At 33.1% G+C, this 16870-nt stretch carries 18 protein-coding genes; 5 read left to right on the top strand and 13 right to left on the bottom strand.

The window, feature by feature from the left end; all coding sequences use genetic code 11:
* Positions 1-105 precede the first annotated feature (105 nt).
* From ACOOWA_RS15085 to ACOOWA_RS15060, 6 genes are all read right to left on the bottom strand, one after another.
* A complete protein-coding gene (locus ACOOWA_RS15085; protein ID WP_421376469.1) occupies positions 106-960 on the bottom strand; it encodes a zinc-ribbon domain-containing protein in 855 nt (284 codons plus the stop codon).
* A gap of 95 nt (positions 961-1055) precedes the next feature.
* Positions 1056-1751 (bottom strand): YjjG family noncanonical pyrimidine nucleotidase, encoded by a 696-nt coding sequence (locus tag ACOOWA_RS15080; RefSeq protein ID WP_421376467.1) that lies wholly within the window; start codon positions 1749-1751, stop codon positions 1056-1058.
* 202 nt (positions 1752-1953) lie between these two features.
* Positions 1954-2541 (bottom strand): RNA polymerase sigma factor, encoded by a 588-nt coding sequence (locus ACOOWA_RS15075; protein ID WP_421376465.1) that lies wholly within the window; start codon positions 2539-2541, stop codon positions 1954-1956.
* A gap of 187 nt (positions 2542-2728) precedes the next feature.
* Positions 2729-3211, bottom strand: coding sequence for a hypothetical protein (locus tag ACOOWA_RS15070; protein ID WP_421376463.1), 483 nt, complete (start codon positions 3209-3211; stop codon positions 2729-2731).
* 88 nt (positions 3212-3299) lie between these two features.
* Entirely contained in the window at positions 3300-4580 is a 1281-nt protein-coding gene (metK, locus tag ACOOWA_RS15065; RefSeq protein WP_421376461.1) for a methionine adenosyltransferase, read from the bottom strand.
* A gap of 237 nt (positions 4581-4817) precedes the next feature.
* Positions 4818-5768, bottom strand: a complete 951-nt coding sequence (locus ACOOWA_RS15060) for a LysR substrate-binding domain-containing protein (RefSeq protein WP_267264204.1) — start codon at positions 5766-5768, stop codon at positions 4818-4820.
* Positions 5769-5876: 108 nt separating this feature from the next.
* Here ACOOWA_RS15060 and ACOOWA_RS15055 point away from each other — a divergent pair, with 108 nt between their 5' ends.
* From ACOOWA_RS15055 to ACOOWA_RS15035, 5 genes are all read left to right on the top strand, one after another.
* Entirely contained in the window at positions 5877-7364 is a 1488-nt protein-coding gene (locus ACOOWA_RS15055; RefSeq protein ID WP_421376459.1) for a catalase, read from the top strand.
* 100 nt (positions 7365-7464) lie between these two features.
* Positions 7465-8232: an enoyl-CoA hydratase-related protein gene (locus tag ACOOWA_RS15050; RefSeq protein ID WP_421376457.1), complete on the top strand. Its 768-nt coding sequence runs from the start codon at positions 7465-7467 to the stop codon at positions 8230-8232.
* A 30-nt stretch (positions 8233-8262) separates the two neighbouring features.
* Positions 8263-8694: a deoxycytidylate deaminase gene (locus ACOOWA_RS15045; RefSeq protein ID WP_421376455.1), complete on the top strand. Its 432-nt coding sequence runs from the start codon at positions 8263-8265 to the stop codon at positions 8692-8694.
* Positions 8695-8715: 21 nt separating this feature from the next.
* Positions 8716-9627 carry a site-specific tyrosine recombinase XerD gene (gene xerD / locus ACOOWA_RS15040; RefSeq protein ID WP_421376453.1) on the top strand — a complete coding sequence of 304 codons (912 nt, stop codon included), beginning with the start codon at positions 8716-8718 and terminating at the stop codon, positions 9625-9627.
* Positions 9627-10142 (top strand): NUDIX hydrolase, encoded by a 516-nt coding sequence (locus ACOOWA_RS15035; RefSeq protein ID WP_421376451.1) that lies wholly within the window; start codon positions 9627-9629, stop codon positions 10140-10142. Before xerD ends, ACOOWA_RS15035 begins: the two co-directional genes overlap by 1 nt.
* Before the next feature lie 70 nt (positions 10143-10212).
* Here ACOOWA_RS15035 and ACOOWA_RS15030 read toward each other — a convergent pair whose 3' ends face one another.
* From ACOOWA_RS15030 to ACOOWA_RS15000, 7 genes are all read right to left on the bottom strand, one after another.
* Positions 10213-10671: a heme-binding domain-containing protein gene (locus tag ACOOWA_RS15030; RefSeq protein WP_421376449.1), complete on the bottom strand. Its 459-nt coding sequence runs from the start codon at positions 10669-10671 to the stop codon at positions 10213-10215.
* Positions 10671-12446, bottom strand: a complete 1776-nt coding sequence (locus ACOOWA_RS15025; protein WP_421376447.1) for an Ig-like domain-containing protein — start codon at positions 12444-12446, stop codon at positions 10671-10673. Before ACOOWA_RS15025 ends, ACOOWA_RS15030 begins: the two co-directional genes overlap by 1 nt.
* Before the next feature lie 25 nt (positions 12447-12471).
* Entirely contained in the window at positions 12472-13734 is a 1263-nt protein-coding gene (locus ACOOWA_RS15020; protein WP_421376445.1) for a serine hydrolase domain-containing protein, read from the bottom strand.
* A 126-nt stretch (positions 13735-13860) separates the two neighbouring features.
* Entirely contained in the window at positions 13861-14790 is a 930-nt protein-coding gene (locus ACOOWA_RS15015) for a 2-hydroxyacid dehydrogenase (protein WP_421376443.1), read from the bottom strand.
* 46 nt (positions 14791-14836) lie between these two features.
* Positions 14837-15229, bottom strand: coding sequence for a GxxExxY protein (locus tag ACOOWA_RS15010; protein WP_421376441.1), 393 nt, complete (start codon positions 15227-15229; stop codon positions 14837-14839).
* A 307-nt stretch (positions 15230-15536) separates the two neighbouring features.
* The gene (locus ACOOWA_RS15005) at positions 15537-16061 is read right to left on the bottom strand and encodes an acyl-CoA thioesterase (RefSeq protein WP_421376439.1); all 525 of its coding nucleotides are present in this window, start codon (positions 16059-16061) and stop codon (positions 15537-15539) included.
* Positions 16049-16822 carry a hypothetical protein gene (locus ACOOWA_RS15000; RefSeq protein ID WP_421376437.1) on the bottom strand — a complete coding sequence of 258 codons (774 nt, stop codon included), beginning with the start codon at positions 16820-16822 and terminating at the stop codon, positions 16049-16051. The genes ACOOWA_RS15005 and ACOOWA_RS15000 overlap by 13 nt, the downstream gene beginning before the upstream one ends.
* Between the last annotated feature and the right edge of the window lie 48 nt (positions 16823-16870).

Here is a 16870-nt window from a genome sequence, read left to right as displayed (position 1 = left end):
GAAAAACAATAGCCATTCAGATTGAATGGCTATTGTTTTTCAAGAACATCATATTAGTTATTAAAATATTTCGTCATTTTCACATAAGTAAGTTATCAAACGTTTCTATTTATCCTTGGCGCTATCAGCGTCTTTTTTTATTTTTATTTCAACTTCCTGTATTACATTTTCAGTCTTATTATAAAAAGGATAAAGCAGTTCTTCATCAGCATGTTTTCCGGAAGTATCAGAACCATTTGGTGTGGAAACCAAAATCATATTCCATCTACCGTCTATACCGATATAAAATTCTTTATCAGCATATCCCTCATGCATTTTCAGGCATTCTTTTACATATTCAATAATATGATAACGGGACGAAGATTCAATTTTCTTCATATCATCAATATCTACAAGAACGAGAAGCTTATTTCCGTTTGATTTGGAAAAATATTCTATTTCATCCTGATTTACAGTATCCCCCAAAAGCATATCCATACACTCTTTTAAATAAAAAGATGTACTATCTATTTTCATTTCAGGTTTTCTTGTTGCTTTGCTCAAATCTGATTTTAGCAAAACTTTCCTTTTATCTTCAGGTTTTTCAGGCTCATCCTTAGATCTAAACCATCCCACAACAGCAGTTCCCAGAAGAAAGATAATTCCCAAAAAAATAATAAAGCAGCCGCAGCCATGCCATATTGGTCTCGGATTCGGATTTACTCTCTGTTGAGAATCAAAACTCTGTTCCATTTGAGGAGTAAACTGTTTATTTTCCAGCACAAAATTGGAGTTGCAGTTTGTGCAGACCGCAATATTCTTTTTCGAAGTAGGAATTACAGGAATGAAAAAGAAATGTGCATATTTCGCAACCGTTCCTGCAACCATCGTATTCGTTTGATGGCAAATAGGACATTCACAATTGGTAAGAGGATATTGATTTTTAAGTGTAGATTTTCCGGTTCCGAATAAGAAAAACATAGGTTATTGAATTTTTTCAAAAATAAACTTTTTTTTGAAATTTCAAAAAACTATCTCAAATTTTAATGTAAGAAATTTAAAAAAATACATTCTATTTAAAGATAATTCTTTATTTGAAAAAGATGTTTTATCACTTTTAAATTTTCTACTTCTTTATTTTCATTTAAAATATCAAAGAATATACAGTCTATTCCAAATTGTTGAGATCCGATAATATCGGCAATCCAATCGTCGCCAATCAATATACTTTCTTCCTTTTTTGCTTTAGCGAGGTTTAAGGAATATTCAAAAATAGCAGGATTTGGTTTTCTTACACCAACAGAATCTGCACTTGTGATGGTTTTAAAATAATGATCAATTTTAGAAAGAATACATTTTCTTTCAGTCACTTCCTGAAAACCGTTGGAAATAATGTGAAGCGTATAATTTTTACCCTTTAAATAATCTAATATATACTCTGCTCCTTCAACAAGATGATTGTAATTAAGAATTTTGTCTAAAAAATGTTCTTCAAAATACATTGATAATTCCAGGTTATCAATTCCGAAACGGCTGAAAGTATCATAAAAACGGTGTATTCTGAGATAACCTTTATCGATCTCGCCATCTCTTATTTGCTCCCAAAGTCTTTCGTTAATTTCGTGATAAACGGAATGAAATTCTTCAAAATCAATATTGTATTTTAAAGTAATTTCTTCTTTTTCGAAAAGATCTTTTATCGTCAGATAGGCGTTTCTTCGGTGATCCCAAAGTGTATTGTCGAGGTCAAAAAAAATGTGCTGAATTTTCATACAGCACAAAAATAATGATTTTTAATTTTTTGAAAGATGATAATGATTGTTTTTAATCTTTACCACATCAAGATTTTTTGAGAAACTAAGCAAAAAATCAATGGTTTGTTTTTTGGGTTTCAAACTTTTCGATTTTAAAGAGTCGATTTTTTTCATAGGCGAAAATTTCTTTTTTCTTTAAAACGTGAAACATTGTGAAATATTATCTCGTTAAAATAATATTATTCTCTTCCATGATTTTTCTCAGATTGATCAGCGCATATCTCACACGTCCCAAAGTCGTATTAATACTCATATCAGTATGTTCTGCGATTTCTTTAAAACTCAACCCGTCAAAAAACCTGAGTTTTATCACCTCTTGTTGATTCTCAGGAAGGAACTGTAACATTTTCAGTAGATCTTCCTGAATCTGTAAACTTACCAATTGATCTTCAATATTTTCCGAAGGCTCTCTTATTAAATCAAAAATTGAGAATTCATCGTTATCAAAAGTTGTTTCAGAAACTTTTACATTTTTTGCTTTGGCACGAAAATGGTCTATGATAAGATTCTGAGCAATTCTTTTTGCCCAGAGAATAAACTTTCCTTCCTCATTGTAGCGCCCTTCTTTAAGCATGACAATGATTTTGATGAATGTATCCTGGAAAACATCATTTGCAAGATCCTGATCATTTATTTTATACAAAATAAATGTGAATAGATCTCTTTGATGGCGATGGATTAATGTTGATAATGCTTCTTCGTCTCCTTTCTGGTACAGAGAAATTAATAGGCTATCTGTTGATTTCATAACTTTCCTCATTTTTATCCGCCGACAAACGTTTTTCTTGACTAGGATCAAGTATATTTTTAGTTTGCCGCAATCGGTATTAGAGTAAAGTCTTATCTATAAGCATTAAATTATGCTGTAAATATAAATAAAATTTTAATAACTGTTAAGTAATTATTAAATATTCTAAAGAATTATTTAAAAAAATCTACTTTAACATATCATGTAAGAAAGATGTAGGAATATTTAGTGTGAAATTAACATTTACTCCTTTTAATTCTTTCCCGTTTAAACCTGAATTTCCCACAGGAAAAGCATAACCTCCCGTCAAATCTAAAATTCCGAAAAGAGTAACGCCAATTTTTGGAGCAATATATTTATTAGTAGCTTCTGCACCGGCAAGAAAATAATAAGAATGATAAAAATCTACATTTCTTTCAAAATTCAATAAAATATCACCTTGTAATTTAGGCATAATCGCAAATTCAGAATTTGCAGAACCCATCAAAGCAGAAGCTCCCAATCTATAAATAACGTCATCATTTTTTAGAAACAGTAACTTTCCTCCCACTTCTCCAAAGCTTTGATTTTGATAAACATAACCTACATTAATTAATTTATGAACGGTATATTGAGCTTTTACAAAAGTTCCAATAAAAAAGAGAAAAAGTATGGTGATTGCAGATCGCATATTCATTATAAAATATTTAGGATGTAAAAATAAAAAAAACTGCTTTAGCATTTTCATGTTAAAGCAGTTTCTATACCGAAAAGCAGAATTAAATTCCGAAAGCGGATTTAATTTCTTCTACTTTGTCTAATTTTTCCCAAGTGAAGAATTCCAGACCCTCCAAAGTCAGCTCATTTTTATGGCCTTTATTAAAGGTTTTATCAGCTACAAAATGCTCTCTTCCCATGTGACCGTAAGAAGCTGTTTCCTGATAAATAGGATTTCTTAATTTTAAATTCTGCTCGATTGCGTAAGGTCTTAAATCGAAAATTGCAGATACTTTTTTAGCAATCTCACCGTCATTCAAAGCAACTTTAGAAGTTCCGTACGTATTGATGTACAAACCACAAGGTTCGGCAACACCAATTGCGTAAGAAACCTGTACCAAAACCTCATCTGCAAGATCAGCCGCAACTAAGTTTTTAGCAATGTGTCTTGTCGCATACGCAGCACTTCTGTCTACTTTTGAAGGGTCTTTTCCGGAGAAAGCACCACCACCGTGAGCTCCTTTTCCACCGTAAGTATCAACAATGATTTTTCTTCCTGTAAGACCTGTATCTCCGTGGGGACCACCAATTACGAATTTTCCGGTTGGATTGATGTGATATTTGATCTGATCATTAAATAAAGCTTTGATTTCTTCAGTCTGCAAAGCAACTACTCTGGGAATCAAAATATTTTTAATGTCTTCTCTGATTTTGTTAAGCATTTCTTCTTCAGCTGCGAAATCGTCATGCTGAGTAGAAACTACGATAGAATCTATTCTTACCGGCTTGTGATCATCAGAATATTCAATGGTAACCTGAGATTTTGCATCAGGACGAAGATATTTTATTTCAGAATCTTCTCTTCTGATAGCAGAAAGTTCTTTAAGAATAGTATGCGCCAAATCCAAAGCCAAAGGCATATAATTTGCCGTTTCGTTGGTAGCATAACCAAACATCATCCCCTGATCTCCTGCACCTTGAGCGTTTGCTTTTGTTTCGAAAGTTTCGTCAGCAGTTACTCTGTCGACACCTTGATTAATATCAGGTGACTGTTCGTGGATTGCAGAAATAACCCCGCAAGAATCTCCGTTGAACATATATTCACCTTTCGTATAGCCAATTCCGTTGATTACTTCTCTTGCAATTGTCTGAACATCTAAATAAGCATCAGATTTTACCTCTCCTGCCAAAACAACCTGTCCTGTAGTCACCAAAGTTTCACAAGCTACTTTTGAAGTTTTATCGTATGCTAAAAAGTTATCGATCAGTGCGTCGGAAATCTGATCTGCGATTTTATCCGGATGTCCTTCTGAAACAGATTCAGATGTAAATAAATAAGACATATAATTCTTTGTATTTTTAAATTAAAAATATGAAGAAAAAAATGGTAATTGCCCGAAAAAGCTAAAAAGAATTACTGTTTTAGCATTTTTTTAGAGAGGTTGCAATCAGGTCAAATTTTTCCTCGTTCATAAACGTCTGCAAATTTAAGTACTATTTTTTAATACTCAAAACTTTTCATTGTTTATTCTAATTTTCTTGAAATTAATGATTTATGTAAGTATTAAATTCCAGCCAGTTTACTGAGGCTTAATACTTACGTAATCTTTGGGAGCACTATTATAATTTAGTTTAGTATTTAAAGAAGATTTTATAAAAGAGCCCAATTCGTCAATAATCTTCTGCTTAAATGTCGGCTTGTAATAAATAATGCTGATTTCCCTGTATGGGAAAGGCTTTTTGAATCTGTAAACCTTGCTTTTTTGCTCTTCTGAAAGTTGATTTAAAGCTAACTCAGGTAAAATACTGATTCCGCCAACTTTGTCAACCATGTGAACCAAAGTCTGAATATTTGAAGCTAAGAAATCTAAATTTTTAGGTTTCAAAGTATTTTCTTTTAAATGGCAGATATTTTCAAACTGATTTCTCAAACAGTTACCTTCTTCCAAAAGCCATACTTTTTCAACATTTAATTCTTCAGGAACAATAAACGTGTTTTTCTTATTAGCTTCCGTATCAGAACTGTAAATCATCAATTCTTCATTGAATAAAAAGTCCTGATAAAATTCGTTGGCATTGTCATAAGGTGTAGAAATAATTCCCGCATCCAGTTCTCCAGCTTTCAGAGCTTTAATAATATTATCTGTCGTCATCTCCTTTACATTCATCTGAATTTTAGGATTATCCTGCAGGAAATGGAAAATTTCTGTTGGCAGAATAAATGAAGAAACCGTTGGGATAATTCCCAGATTAATTGTTCCTCCCAAAATATTATTCAGCAAATTGGCTTTATTTTTAAGCTCATTTACCGCTTCAATAATTACTTTTGCCTGATCGATAATTTGTAAACCAACATCAGTTGTTCTTATTGGGTGAGTTGTTCTGTCAAAAACCTTCACATCCAGCTCGTCTTCAAACTTCTGTATCATTGCACTCAATGTAGGTTGAGTTATAAAACACGCCTGCGCTGCTTTACCAAAATGTTTGTACTTATCTACGGCGATAAGATATTCCAATTGCTGAATGTTCATTTGATTAATATTATCTATGACAAAGATATGATGTTTTTGGCAGAAGCAATTAAAAATTGGCATAAATTTGATATTGGAAAACGGATATAAATCTCAAATTATAACTATATGGATTCTAAAAAATTAACAACAGGTAGTGGAGCTCCTTATTACGAACATCAGGATTCTCAAACGGTCGGATCCCGCGGTCCGGTTTTATTGCAGGATTTTATTTTGCAGGAAAACCTGGCTCATTTCGTAAGAGAGAGAATTCCGGAAAGAATTGTGCATGCCAAAGGAACAGGCGCATACGGAACTTTTACCGTGACACACGATATTTCACAATACACAAAAGCAAAAATATTTTCAAAAGTTGGAAATTCTTGCAGAATGTTTGCAAGATTTTCTACAGTTGGCGGAGAAAAAGGAAGTGCAGATACAGCAAGAGATCCCAGAGGTTTTGCTTTAAAATTCTACACGGAAGATGGAAATTGGGATTTGGTAGGAAATAACACTCCGGTTTTCTTTATTAAAGATGCTAAGAAATTCCCGGATTTTATTCACACTCAGAAAAGAGTTCCGAAAACCAATCTTAAAAGTGCAACCATGATGTGGGATTTTTGGAGTTTAAATCCAGAATCTCTTCATCAGGTTCTGATATTGATGTCTGATCGTGGAACTCCTTACGGTTACAGACACATGCACGGATTTGGCTCTCACACTTTTTCGATGATCAATGATAAGAATGAAAGAGTATGGGTGAAATTTCATTTTAAAACACAACAGGGAATCAAGAATTTCACTGATGATGAAGCGGTAAAAATGGCAGGTGAAAATCCTGATTTTGCGCAGGAAGATCTTTGTAATGCAATCGAAAGTGGTGATTTTCCGAAATGGAAGGTTTACATTCAGGTAATGACCGAGGAACAGGCGAAAGAATTCAGATGGAATCCTTTTGACATCACTAAAGTTTGGTTTCAAGGAGATTTCCCTTTAATTGAAGTCGGAGAAATGGAACTGAATGAAGTTCCTGTCAATTATTTTGCTCACGTAGAACAATCGACTTTCTCCCCAAGTAATTTAGTTAATGGAATTAGCTTTTCACCAGATAAAATGCTTCAGGGAAGATTATTTTCTTATCCGGATGCACATCGATACAGAGTTGGCGTGAATGCCCATCAACTTGAAGTAAACAGATGCCCGTTTGCTGTAAACAATTATCAGAGAGACGGTTTTATGGCAGATTCTGGTGAATATCAGGATAAACCCAATTATCACCCAAATAGTTTTGATGATATTGTACCCGATTCTTCATATAAAAATTTCGAGTACGAATTAGACAGTAATCACGTTGCAAATTTCAACAGAAATGAAAATGACGATGATCATTACACTCAACCCGGGCTTTTATATACAAAAGCGCTGAACCAGGAAGACAGAGAACATCTTATTAATAATATTGTAGGGAGTATGAGCGGAATTGACGGTCCTAAAAAAGATGAGATTATCAACCGCCAATTATGCCATTTTTTCAGAGCCAATATTGAACTTGGCATGAAAGTAGCATCAGGTTTGAATGTCAATCTTGATATGAATATGATGAATCATTCGAAATAAACTATTAAATAATAAACATTTAAAAAGGGAAAAAAATATTTTTTTCCCTTTTATTTGTAAAAAATTTTTAATTTGCAAGTTCTTAAAGATTAAGAAGATAATGACTTACGAAAATATACTGCTACAAAAGGAAGATAAAACTGCTGTACTTACAATCAACAGGCCTGAAAGTTTGAATGCTTTAAATGCACAAACGATACAAGAAATCAGTTCTGCGCTGGATGATTTACAGTCTGATAATGAAATAAGAGTAATTATTTTGACAGGAAGCAGAGAAAAATCTTTCGTAGCGGGTGCAGATATAAAAGAATTTAGTAACTTTAATCAGGAAAAAGCAGAAGAGTTAGCAAGAAACGGACAAAATATACTTTTTGACAAGATCGAAAACATGTCTAAACCCGTTATTGCTGCAATTAATGGTTTCGCTTTAGGGGGTGGTTTAGAATTAGCAATGGCATGTCACATTAGATATGCTTCAGAAAATGCTAAACTTGGTCTTCCAGAAGTAACATTAGGTCTTATTCCGGGGTATGGAGGAACCCAAAGACTTCCAAAATTAGTAGGAAAAGGGATTGCGAATGAGATGATTTTCTCTGCAAAGATGATTCCTGCACAAAAAGCAAAAGAAATTGGTTTGGTAAATGAAGTTTTTCCTATTGATGAACTTCTTTCAAAAACTGAAGAATTGGCAAGGCTAATAGCTCACAATTCTCCAATGGCAATTTCAAAAGCTATTAAAGCAACCAACCTGTCGGATACAGATAAAGGTTTTGAAACTGAGATTAAATTTTTCGGAGAACTTTTTGAACTTGATGACAAAAAAGAAGGAGTGACCGCTTTCATGGAGAAAAGAAAGCCAAATTTCTAATAGATCATTCACAAATTATTTCGAAAACCGATGCAGATGTACAGTAAGTTTGACAAAGCTTATCTAAAAATGGCTCAGGAATGGGCAAAACTTTCCTACTGCAAAAGAAAACAGGTAGGAGCTCTTATCGTAAAAGATAGGATGATTATTTCAGATGGTTACAACGGTACTCCATCAGGATCTGAAAACTGCTGTGAAGACGAAACCGGCAAAACCCACTGGTACGTTTTACATGCAGAAGCAAATGCAATTTTGAAATTGGCAGGCTCTACACAATCTGCCCGAGGTGCTACATTGTATCTCACTTTATCGCCTTGTAAAGAATGCAGTAAACTGATTTTACAGGCCGGAATTTCAAGATTGGTTTACATTAACGCTTATTCGGATGATGAAGGAATTGGTTTTTTAAAAGAACACCAGGTTGAAATAATACAGGTTTCAGAAAATGAATTAAATATTTAAAAACAAAAAAAACACAACACAATGACTTGGGATGAAAAAATTAAAGATTTTGAAATTTTTCTACGCTTTGAAAGAAATTTTTCCGAAAACACACTTGATGCATACATTCGCGACATCAAAAAATTAAAAGACTATGCTGTAGACGATCTTGAAAATACCAGTCCTGAAAAAATCACCTACGATCATCTTCAGGAGTATATTTTTAAATTATCTAAACAGAAATTCAGTGAAAGATCTCAGGCAAGATGGATTTCTTCCATTAAAGCATTTTTCAGATATCTTTTGGAAGATGAAATTCGTGAAGACAATCCTTCATCTTTATTGGAAGGTCCAAAACTGGGATTGTACCTGCCCGATACATTAAGCCTTGCCGATATTGAAAAAATTATTCAGGCAATAGAAATCAGTTCAGATCTGGGGCGGAGAAATCATTGCATTATCGAAGTGCTTTACGGTTGCGGACTGAGAGTTTCTGAATTGATTGATATTAAAATTTCGAATATCAACTTTAAAGAAAATTATATTAAAATCACCGGAAAAGGCGATAAAACCCGCTTTGTACCTTTAGCACAGTATACTTCAAAACTTTTGAAAGAATACATCAATGAGGTACGCTCTAAATGTAAAATCAATAAAAAGCATGAAGATACCCTCTTTCTGAACAGCAGAGGAACTTCAATGTCTCGTGTGATTGTATTTATTATCATTAAAGAACTTACTGATAAAGCCGGAGTAAGCAAAAAAATTTCTCCGCACACTTTCAGACATTCGTTTGCTACCCATTTGCTGCAAAACGGAGCAGATTTGCGGTATATTCAGGAAATGTTAGGACATTCGAGTATTACAACAACCGGAATTTATACCCATTTAAAAACAGAAGAACTTCGAGATGTGATTTTAAATTTCCATCCGAGAAACTCTAATATCGCTTAATGAAAATACTAAAATTTTGTCCCAATTGCGGAAACGAAACCCTTAATTGGGATGGAGAGAAAAAATGGAGTTGCCCAAAATGCAGCTTCAATTTATATAATAATGTTGCAGGGGCCGTTGCAGTGGTCATCCGTTGTGGTGATGAAGTTTATTTAACGAAAAGAAATCAAGAGCCTAAAAAGGGAAAACTTGATTTGGCAGGAGGATTTGTCGATCCAAAAGAAAGCGCAGAAAACACTTGTAAAAGAGAGCTTTTTGAAGAACTTGAAGTCGAAATAGATGTTAAAAACTTAAAATATCTTACAAGCCTTCCGAATGTTTATCAATACAAAGAGATTGACTATAATACAATTGATTTGTTTTATGAATACAATGTTTCTGAAAAGTTTGAGGCTAATTTAGCCTTATCTGAAATATCTGAAACGCAATGGATTAAAATTTCTGAAATCAATTTAGATGATATTGCTTTTGATTCTCAGAAAATATTTTTTGAAAGTTATAGCAGGAATATTTGATTATCGTATTAAAAAATGAAATTCCCGCAGATTATGTACATCTGCGGGAATTTTTATTACTTGTCAAAATTTAGTAAGTTTTTGAATTTAAAACTTCTTCAAAATATTTAATTAAAACATTTCTGTCATCAATAGTTAGATTTGCCTGATCATGATAGATAATGTAAGCCGGCATTGGCATTACTTTACTTTGAATTGTCTGGATAGAATTTTTAAGCATACTTTGCTTCAAATCTTTATTGTAAGTTTCCCAAATAGAAAAATTAAGATGTTTTCTTCCGTCATTGACGTGACTTTTCACAGACCAAGAAAAAGGTGCGATGTAAGCATATTTCGGATAAACTGTTTCATCTGAATGACAGTCGTAACAAGCATTTTTAATTAAATCTGAAACTTTTCTGGGAGTATTTTTAACATCAACAAAATTCTTTGTTTTATCTACAGGTTTATTCACTTTATCAATAGGAATAAACTGAATAATCGCAAAACCAACTAAACACCAAAATACAATTTTTTTAAATTTCTGCATTATCTTGTTAATTGAAGATTTCTTCCACTTCCTCTGGTTCCGGAATTATTTTGATTGGTTGTATTTCCGGAAGGATTTAAAGATGGTCTTTTTTCAGTAGATTGATTTTTATCCGGTGCACTGCTGTTCGTTTCCATTTTACTTATATCAAGGACTCTAGTATCTTTCAGATCCCAGGTTTCTTTTGAAGTCCATAAAGGTCTAATAACAGCAGTTTTATAATAAATGTAAGAATCTTCTGCAAAAGTTCCGTTTTCGAAATCTGCTTCGTCCCAATATTTGTTTTCATTATTATCTACCAAAATTCTGAGAATATATTCGCCAGGTTTGAGAACATCAAAAGTTATATTACTTCCGCTTGTATATTTCTGATACACAGGTCTTTCACTCGAATCTAAAAGCTGTAACCAGTACTTTTTATCCGGGGCATTTTGGAGAATAATATTTAAAAGCCCGTAGTTTTCAATTTTGTCGACTTCAAAATCGAAACGTTTTGACTCCGTGTTTTTATCAAAATAAGAAGAAACTGTGGTTTTAGGAATCGTCAACTGATATTTTTTACCGGAAACAAAATCCGACTGAATCAAGATTTGGTAAGGATTAGTCTCAGAAATTTTTGCCGTAAAAGGCTGAACGATGGTACTGTCAATTTTTAGAGACCATTTTTCGGGACTAATTTTATCTATAATATAGTTTGATAAGATTTTAAATTCAGTTTTAGGCGGCAATAAAGATCCACCGTTATCACTGTTGATATTCATCACATTCTTTTTATTATATTTATAGAATGTTGAAACGGTATCCTGCACTTTCCCTGTATCATAACTAAATTCCAGTTTTTCGTTGGTTGTTTGCCCCAAATCACTTTTCACGGCATCAAACCAGATTTTCACAGAATCTGATTTTGGAGTATGAGTAACTTTTATTTCTTTTAATTTTTCGCTTACAGGAAGTACTTTCACTTCATCAGGATTTCCTTCAAACAGCATCATTATACCGCCTGCCATGTCTTTAAACTCAGGTTTTTTAAAAGGTTTTTTTGAGGGATAAAGCTTTAATTTTAAACCTGAAATAGATTTCTCAACAGTTACAGTATCTTTTCTGAAAGCAATTTTTTCTTTTCCGGGATTATAAATAGAGTTTTCGTTATCATCATCGAAAGCAATAATCTTGTATTTTCCGGGAGCGAGATAGTTTAATTCGTAATAACCATCGTCGTCAACTTTTGTTATGTAGTAAGGCTTTTGACGATAATCTATGCTGTCTTTCAACTGATAAAGACCTACAACCATTTTATTGTCTGAGCTGTTTTTCTTTTTTATCGTAAAACCATCCGTCACTTCACCACTGATGTATAAATCATCTAATTTTTCACCCGTTGAAAAAGCAAAATTGTAATATCTCAAAGGATTTCCTTCGCTGTTATCAACAATTGCATTTCCGAAGTTGAAATTATACGTTGTATTTGCCTGCAAAGTATCAGTCCATTGAATGACCATAAATTTATTGGCAATATTAGAAGGGAGAATTCTTTTAATGTTCTTTATCGGCGGAGAAATATTAAGGTTTTTATTAATATCCTTCAGCGTAATATATTCGTTAAAATCAATTCGAAGTTCTTTGATGTCTCTTCTTACATTCACTCTCGTCGTATCGATATTTGAACCGACAACCTGCGGAGCCAAAGTATCTTTTGCACCTCCAATTGGCGAACCGACTCTCGCACAAGACTGTACAAGAATCCCAATGATAAATAAAAGAAGAAATCTTTTCATGAAATTATTTGAGCAAAAATAAACATTATTCTCCAAAAACCTCAGTTTGCGTTTTCAAAGTGTCTTGGTGATCTTTCATTATGCTGTGAAGCTTATCTTTCTGAGCCGGAAAATCTTCGAATAATCCTGATAAAGCTAAAGCCGTGTAAACTTTCCCTGAATATTTATTTCCGATGGCAACAATCGTCACTTTTGATTTTAAAAGATGGGCAAACACAGAATTTGTTCCGTGCCACCAACCGTTGTGGTACGTCAGTTTTTCACCATTATCAAATATTTTCATTCTAAAACCTAACCCATAATTATTTTGTCCTGATTTTTCATTACTGTAAGGTGTGAAAACCATCTGCATTAATTCTGGCTTTAAGAAATCCTTAGAAAACATTGCTTTGGAAAAATTCAGCAGATCTCTTGGCGTTGTATACACATTTTTGTCTCCATAAATTAAATCCAATCGGTCTAAAGGATACAATTTGTTTCCGCCGTAATAAAAAGATTGTGAAGCAGTAGGAATATCTTTCTCCTGAAAAATGTACGTATTCGTCATTTTCAAAGGAGTGAAAACCATCTCTTTCATTGCTTGTGGAAAAGGAGTTTTTGTCACCTTTTCAATCAACAGAGCCAAAAGTGCAAAATTGGTATTGCAATACATAAAACCGGTATCAGTATCTCTTGCCAAATCAGGTTTGTATTGAATAAGCATATTTAGAACATCCTGATTCGTGATGTAAGTTTTCGAAAGTTCTGCAGGAGCAGGTTGAATTTTTGTGATAAAATATTCGTATTTCGGAAGCCCGCTTCTTTGGTCTAATAGAGTCTGAACCGTCACATTCGGATAAGGAAATCCTGGAAAAAACTGCGTTAAATGGTCTGATAATTTTATTTTTCCGGCTTCGATTAATTTCATCATTGCCATTGCCGTCATGGTTTTTGAAACTGAAGCAACATGAAGTGCCGTATTTTTATCAATCGGATTCTGATTTCCTTCTCTTGCAAAACCCCGATAATTTTCATAAAGAATATTATCTCCTTGCGCAACCAAGAAACTTCCGCTAAGATTACCATTTTCCCAAACTTTTTTGTAGTACTGATCAATGTAGTTTACAGCCTGTTTTTTATCAACCAGATCAAATTTTTCACCAACAAATACTTTGCTTAAATCTACATTTCCGTAATTGGGGAGATTAGTCGTAGATTCTGTTATTGCAGGATCTTTTTCGGATTTATTTTTACAGGAAAATAGGAATAAAAAAAGGGTTGTAATGAGTACAAAGTTTAGCTTCTTCATGTGTTCAAAAAATGAGTGGCAATTTAATAAAACTCAGTTCAAATATGAATAGGCAATTATCAATTATGAATTATTTAACATAAAATTTCACACCTTAAAAGAGTAATTTGTAACTTGATTTTTGATTTAACAAAAAGAGTCCACAATTTTATCTACAATCACTTGTGCCAATTTCTCTTTGCTTTGATGCGTCCAACCTGCGATGTGAGGCGTTACTATTGCTTTTTCTGAATTTAAAAGATAGTTTAAATCTTCATTGTCTGCTTCAAGATTTTCAAAAGAAGATTTTTCAAATTCCAAAACATCAAGACAAGCACCTTTTACTTTTCCGGATTTTATAGCTTCAACCAGATATTTCGTTTCAATATTTTTTCCTCTTGCGGTATTAACGAAATAGAAGTCATTTTTCATTTCAGAAATAAACTTTTCGTCAATTATATAATGAGTTTCCGTAGTCAACGGAATGTGAAGACTTAAAACTTCAGCTTTTTCCTTTAATTCTTCTAAGCTCACCTGTGTTGCAAACTCATCTGAAAGATTGGGAAGAATATCATGGAAAATTACCCTACAACCAAAACCTGAAAGTCTTTTTGCTGTTGCTTTTCCCATATTTCCGTAACCAATTAATCCTACAGTTTTTCCCAATAACTCATCACCACGATTTTCTTCTCGAAGCCAGATTCCGTTTTTGACTTCATTTGAAGCGATAAAAAGTCGGTTCATTAAAACCAAAAGCATTCCGACAACGTGTTCAGCCACAGAATCACGGTTTCCTTCCGGAGAATTAATTAGTTGAATTCCTAGTTTTTCAGCAACAGGAATATCAATATTCTCCATTCCCGCACCTACTCTTGCGATGAATTTTAAGTTTTTACCCTGTTCCAAAAAATTAGCATCCAAAGGGATTCTGCTTCGGATAATGACGCCATCATAATTTTTAATTTTAGCACAAACCTCATCGTAAGAAGACGTAAAATCTTCTTCCAGAATAAAGTTTTTTTCTAAAAGCTGTTCAGTAATAAGAGGATGGTTTTTGTCTAATAATAGGATTCTCATTTTTTAAACACTAATTACACTAATATTTTTCACGAATGCCACAAATTTATAATGTTCCGTTGATAACTCTTTTAACTCCATTTTTAAAATGAAGTGTATTGAAATTAATCAACATTCCTAATTTACAGTTGCTTAATCGTAAATAAGTAAGGATTTGAGCTAAATGAATATCATTCAATGCTTCAACAGATTTTATTTCTAAAACAAACTTACTTTCAATAAGTAAATCTAATCTATATCCAACATCCATTTTAATATCATCGTAAACCAAAGACATCGGTTTTTGTTTTTCAACAAATAATCCTTCTTTTTTAAGCTGGTAAAACATGCATTCTTCGTATGCACTTTCCAAAAGTCCAGGACCTAAAGATTTGTGAACTAAATATCCTGCTTCGTATACAATTCTTGAGATTTCATTTTCTGAAATAGTAGTTGTCATATTGTGTTTTTATTTAAACACTAATATCACTAATTTTTTCCACAAATATCACAAATCAACCTGAAAACATTTTGATTATCTTTAATATCTAACATCACAAATATCTCAGTAATTAAAAATTTTGTGGAAATTAGTATGAGTTGTCATATTGTTTTTTTATTTAAGCACTAATATCACTAATTTTTTCCACAAATATCACGGATCAACCTAAAAACATTTTGATTATCATTAATATCTAACATCACGAATATCTCAGTAATTAAAAAATTTGTGGAAATTAGTGTGAAAATATTTGTGAGATTTGTGTTTAAACTATTTCGCCTGAAAACAGCTTTTTCAATTCCACAGATTCTGTTGGCTTCATTCTTCCTGAAAGAATTAAAGATAATTCTTTTCTTCTTAATGCTGCATCAAATCTTTCTACTTCTATTTCTGTTTCGGGTTCCATCTGTGGAATTGGAATCGGTCTGTTGAATTCATCCACTGCAACGAAAGTGTAAATTCCTTTATTGGTCTGAATTTTTTTATGATTAATCGGATCATCCAACCAAACATCAACATAAATTTCCATTGAGGTTGAAAATGCACGCGAAACTTTAGATTCCATTACCACAATTCCGCCTTCAGGAATCGGGTGATCGAAAGAAACATGATTTACAGAAGCTGTCACCACTCTTCTTTCGCAGTGTCTTGTTGCTGAAATCGATGCACAACGATCCATTCTTGCCAACAATTCGCCTCCGAAAAGGTTTCTAAGTTGGTTGGTATCATTCGGAAGAACGATATTCGTCATCACTGTAAGAGATTCTGACGCTTTTTTTATTTTTGCCATTTAGGTTTTGATTTTTGAGTTGCCGGAACTTTCACAGATTTTACGGCTGTTTTTTTAATAGAATCCTGAATTAAAGAGTCTTTTTTCAGTTGAACCTGCTTTAAAGAATCATTCAGTCTCATTTGAGCAGAGTCAATCTTTACAGGAATAGTCTTTTCAATTCTTTTGGTTTTGGTTTGTACCGACACATCATCAAAAGACTTTTTTCCGAAAAGCATTTCTCTCTGGGTGTAACCAAAATACAGAATTCCTAACACAGGAATTATGAAAAGAAAAATCCACAGAATAGATTTGTTGAATTTATAATCTTTCTCTTTATTAACAGTGGGAATCGAGCTTTCATCATTTTTAATGTCAGAAAAACGAATTTCCTCCAAGCCATAAAAATCGGGATGATCTGATTCTAAACGGTTTCCTCTGAATGTCAAAATTCCGTCTTCAACGAAAATAGTTCCAAGATTCTGTATTTCTAAAGTCTGTTCCGCCTGAAGTTTTTTCTTCCAGAAATCGGTCTGAACCTGCAGTTCGCTTTCAGCAGAATTTTTAGAAACCCCTTTTTTGGTGCTGACAAAATTTGCCAGATCATCCGATGAAATCTGATAATCTGAGCGAAAAGCAATCTTGCTCGAAGGCGGAAGAATACTTCCGTTTTCAGAATTGATAACTGCTTTGGTATTTTCGAGTGAAAAAACGCCAAATTGCGGAACTACAACGGTTCCGAATTGCTTCAGGTATTCTAAAATGTAAGCTGAAATATTCATTTGACCGCAAATTTATGACTTTTTCGTGACTTTTTGAGAGATTTATTT

The sequence above is a fragment of the Chryseobacterium sp. GP-SGM7 genome (assembly GCF_049166575.1).
Classification (GTDB): Bacteria; Bacteroidota; Bacteroidia; order Flavobacteriales; family Weeksellaceae; genus Chryseobacterium.
The sequence above is the reverse complement of the archived record's forward strand: the minus strand, read 5'-3'. Positions and strand labels throughout refer to the sequence as shown.

Coding starts and splice junctions, on each gene's coding strand:
- ACOOWA_RS15010 (WP_421376441.1), bottom strand. CDS start 15,229: ATGACAACTACTATTTCAGAAAATGAAATCTCAAGAATTGTATACGAA.
- ACOOWA_RS15020 (WP_421376445.1), bottom strand. CDS start 13,734: ATGAAGAAGCTAAACTTTGTACTCATTACAACCCTTTTTTTATTCCTA.
- ACOOWA_RS15075 (WP_421376465.1), bottom strand. CDS start 2,541: ATGAAATCAACAGATAGCCTATTAATTTCTCTGTACCAGAAAGGAGAC.
- ACOOWA_RS15005 (WP_421376439.1), bottom strand. CDS start 16,061: ATGGCAAAAATAAAAAAAGCGTCAGAATCTCTTACAGTGATGACGAAT.
- ACOOWA_RS15030 (WP_421376449.1), bottom strand. CDS start 10,671: ATGCAGAAATTTAAAAAAATTGTATTTTGGTGTTTAGTTGGTTTTGCG.
- ACOOWA_RS15015 (WP_421376443.1), bottom strand. CDS start 14,790: ATGAGAATCCTATTATTAGACAAAAACCATCCTCTTATTACTGAACAG.
- ACOOWA_RS15035 (WP_421376451.1), top strand. CDS start 9,627: ATGAAAATACTAAAATTTTGTCCCAATTGCGGAAACGAAACCCTTAAT.
- ACOOWA_RS15045 (WP_421376455.1), top strand. CDS start 8,263: ATGCAGATGTACAGTAAGTTTGACAAAGCTTATCTAAAAATGGCTCAG.
- ACOOWA_RS15060 (WP_267264204.1), bottom strand. CDS start 5,768: ATGAACATTCAGCAATTGGAATATCTTATCGCCGTAGATAAGTACAAA.
- ACOOWA_RS15000 (WP_421376437.1), bottom strand. CDS start 16,822: ATGAATATTTCAGCTTACATTTTAGAATACCTGAAGCAATTCGGAACC.
- ACOOWA_RS15070 (WP_421376463.1), bottom strand. CDS start 3,211: ATGCGATCTGCAATCACCATACTTTTTCTCTTTTTTATTGGAACTTTT.
- ACOOWA_RS15080 (WP_421376467.1), bottom strand. CDS start 1,751: ATGAAAATTCAGCACATTTTTTTTGACCTCGACAATACACTTTGGGAT.
- metK (WP_421376461.1), bottom strand. CDS start 4,580: ATGTCTTATTTATTTACATCTGAATCTGTTTCAGAAGGACATCCGGAT.
- ACOOWA_RS15085 (WP_421376469.1), bottom strand. CDS start 960: ATGTTTTTCTTATTCGGAACCGGAAAATCTACACTTAAAAATCAATAT.
- ACOOWA_RS15050 (WP_421376457.1), top strand. CDS start 7,465: ATGACTTACGAAAATATACTGCTACAAAAGGAAGATAAAACTGCTGTA.
- ACOOWA_RS15025 (WP_421376447.1), bottom strand. CDS start 12,446: ATGAAAAGATTTCTTCTTTTATTTATCATTGGGATTCTTGTACAGTCT.
- ACOOWA_RS15055 (WP_421376459.1), top strand. CDS start 5,877: ATGGATTCTAAAAAATTAACAACAGGTAGTGGAGCTCCTTATTACGAA.
- xerD (WP_421376453.1), top strand. CDS start 8,716: ATGACTTGGGATGAAAAAATTAAAGATTTTGAAATTTTTCTACGCTTT.